Below are 2,691 nucleotides of genomic sequence, written 5' to 3'. Positions count from 1 at the left end.
GTCGGTGGGCGCGGGGGAAGCCGGGGCGCTCTCCACGGCCGACGGGCGGTCCGTGGTCGCCGTCACGCCCTTCGACAGGGGTTTGACGCTCAGTTCGCGGGCGGGGATGGCCGCGCGCTGCTTCACGCTGCGCTCACCGAGGAGTTCGGGAAGGGTCGCGGGCTCCGTCGTCACGGTGACCTCGTCCCCGCGGCGTTCCGTCACCTTGGCGACCTTGAACAGCGCACCGGCGGGCGCCGATCGGGTCGGCGCCGAAGCGACGACGTCACCGGCGCGTACGGCCCCGCGCTCCGCCGCCTTCAGCACCGCCCGGCGCTGTCCCTGGTCGTAGGCGGCCACGCGGACGGACGCGGAGTGCACGCGCCGGTCGTGCCGGGCGGTCGGCTGCGCGACCACAGCACCGGCGCCTTCGCCCTCCGCCTCCTCGTAGGTGGGTGCGGAGGCAGTGCTCCCGGGCCCGGCGGCGCGGGCTGTGGGCGCTTCGCCGGACGAGGAGAGCAGCGTCCCCACGCCGAGACCGGCGGGCACGAGTATGGCGAGGGCGGCGGCGGGCAGCGCCGCGCGCCTCCAGGAAGTGGCCATGGAAGTCCTTCGTGTGCGTCAGGGGGGTGGGACCGGCATTGCGGTCCTCCAAGTCCCGCCGGTTGCGGGCCACATGGCGTATGCCGGTGCTCCGGAACCCGGGACTGCTGGACCTAGCATGGCGAGCGTTCGAACAATGCACCATGGAGGAAGGCAGCGACCAGTGGGGGACACGGAGGAGGTTTCCACAAGGGTGCCGGCGGCGGTCGCCGCCGTGCGCGAGGATCTGGGCGCCGTCGTTGCCGAGGTGACGGGTCGGCTGAGGGCGGAGCTGCCGTCGTACGCGCGGGTGCCGCCGGATCTGCTGACGCTGCGCGTGACGCGCGCGGTGGACCGAGGCATGGGCGTCGTGGCGCGGTTGTACAGGGCCGGGGGTGCGGACGCCCCGCCGGCGACGGCTTACGGCCCCGGCGTCGCCCCGGCCGCGCCGGCCGGTGTCGGGGCGATCGGTGACACCGTTCCGGTCGGCGACGTCCTTCACGCCCATCGGGTCGGCGTCGACGTGGTGTGGTCGCGGTTCGCCGCCGAGATGACCGCGCGGCAGGCCACCCCGGAGGAACTGCTGGAGATCGGTGAGCAGGTGTGGTCCTGGGCCGGGGCGATGACAGTACGGATCGTGCGTCGCAGAGCGCTCCAGGACGTGCGGGACGGCACGCGCCCCGAAGCCACCGAGGGCCGACTCGAAGCCTATGTACGCATGTTGCTGACGACCCCGGCGGACCCGTCGGCGGTACGGGTCTTCACCGGGGAGCCGGGCGCGCCCCGCATGCCGTTCAGGGCCCGGGCCGTGTCCGGGGCGACGGCGCTGACCGACGTGGTGCGCGCACTGCGGCCGTGGCTGGCTGTGGATCCTGCAGGTGAGCCCATGGTGACGGCCGTCGACGGCGACGCGGCGGGCCTGCTGACGGGGCGTCCTTCCGCGCCGTGCCGGAACCTGGTGGTGGGTCTGGGTGCGGCGGTGACCGCACCCGACCTGGCCGAGGAGTTCACGGCGGCGAGCCGAGCCGTGCAGACGGCGGTCGCTTTCGGCATGGCCGGGGTGTTCACCCGCGATGAGCTGGGGTTGCGGGCCGCGGTCGCGCAGACGCCCGCGCTGGGTGAGCGTCTGGTGCGCCAGCGACTCGCGCCCCTTCGTGAACGCGGCGACGAAGGCGTCCAGTTGGAGGAGGCGGTGGCGGCGTACCTGGAACACGGGTTGCGGCTGGAGGCCGCCGCGCGGACTCTGTTCGTCCACCCGAACACCCTGCGCAACCGACTGCGCCGGTTCGAGGAGGTCTCCGGGACCAGTCTGCGCGATCCGGCAGACCTGGCGGAGGTGTGGTGGGCGCTGGCCCACCAGAGGGTGCACGGCCGTCCGGCCGCGGTGGCGCCGTCGCGGCGGGACCGATGAGCGCGACGGGCGGTCGTCTGTGCCGGGGGCGGCGGCTCGGCTCAGCAGACCGGACGGGAGAAGCGGTCAGCTGTTGAGCGGTCACCGGGGGTCGGATCGGGGGGCGTGGGGCGGACGGATGCTGTCCGCCCCGCGGCAATGCGCGTCGCCGGGGGTGCTCAACCCGTCCGGGCGACGGTCAGCAGCAGCGGACCGCGCAGCCCCAGCCGCGCGGTGCAGTCCGCGACCACCTCGGCCAGCCAGCCGACGGCGTCCGGCGACCACTCGGCAAGCTCACCGCGCAACGTCACCCCGTGTAGCGGCGGACCGTTCCAGAACCCGTCGTCGAACGGCGGCGCGGGCCGCAGCTCCGGCCCCGCCACCTCGCACGACGCCCCGGCGAACACGTCCTCCCCGGCCCTGCCCACCTGCTCCGCCAGTCGCTCGACCACCGTGGGCAGCAACGGGTCCCGCCCGCCGTTGACGTTCACCTCGACCCGGGTCCGGGCGCGCGGATCGCCTTCGCGGAACCAGTGCACCGTGCGGGCCGCCGGCACCGGCGAGTGCGGCGGCCGGGCGGCCGGGTCGATCCCCGCCACCGGAAGCAGGAGCTGCACGACTTCCAGCCGCGACGTGCCCACACGATCCAGCACGTCGGCGGCGCAGCGCAGGAACGGCTGCACCGGCAGCGGCCGGTCCGCCGCCACCGCCGACGCCTCCACCTGGAACCACGCCACCAG

General features: G+C 74.7%; 2 protein-coding genes and 1 pseudogene. 1 reads left to right on the top strand and 2 read right to left on the bottom strand.

The genetic code is table 11. The features are described from left to right. Nucleotides 1–582, bottom strand: a pseudogene (locus FNX44_RS25840) (hypothetical protein); the annotation flags it as partial. A gap of 163 nt (nt 583–745) precedes the next feature. On the opposite strand from FNX44_RS25840, the gene FNX44_RS25835 reads away from it, so the two are divergent. Further along, nucleotides 746–1,972 carry a helix-turn-helix domain-containing protein gene (locus FNX44_RS25835; protein ID WP_323369672.1) on the top strand — a complete coding sequence of 409 codons (1,227 nt, stop codon included), beginning with the start codon at nt 746–748 and terminating at the stop codon, nt 1,970–1,972. A gap of 158 nt (nt 1,973–2,130) precedes the next feature. On the opposite strand, the gene FNX44_RS28330 is transcribed toward FNX44_RS25835, so the two are convergent. Further along, nucleotides 2,131–2,691, bottom strand: a 561-nt coding sequence (locus FNX44_RS28330; RefSeq protein WP_228450239.1) for a hypothetical protein, incomplete at its 5' end; no start/stop codon positions are given.

Origin of the sequence: Streptomyces alkaliterrae, from assembly GCF_007097205.2 — a bacterium.
Classification (GTDB): domain Bacteria; phylum Actinomycetota; class Actinomycetes; order Streptomycetales; family Streptomycetaceae; genus Streptomyces; species Streptomyces alkaliterrae.
Note: the sequence above shows the minus strand (reverse complement) of the source record. Positions and strands in the feature narration are given on the sequence as shown.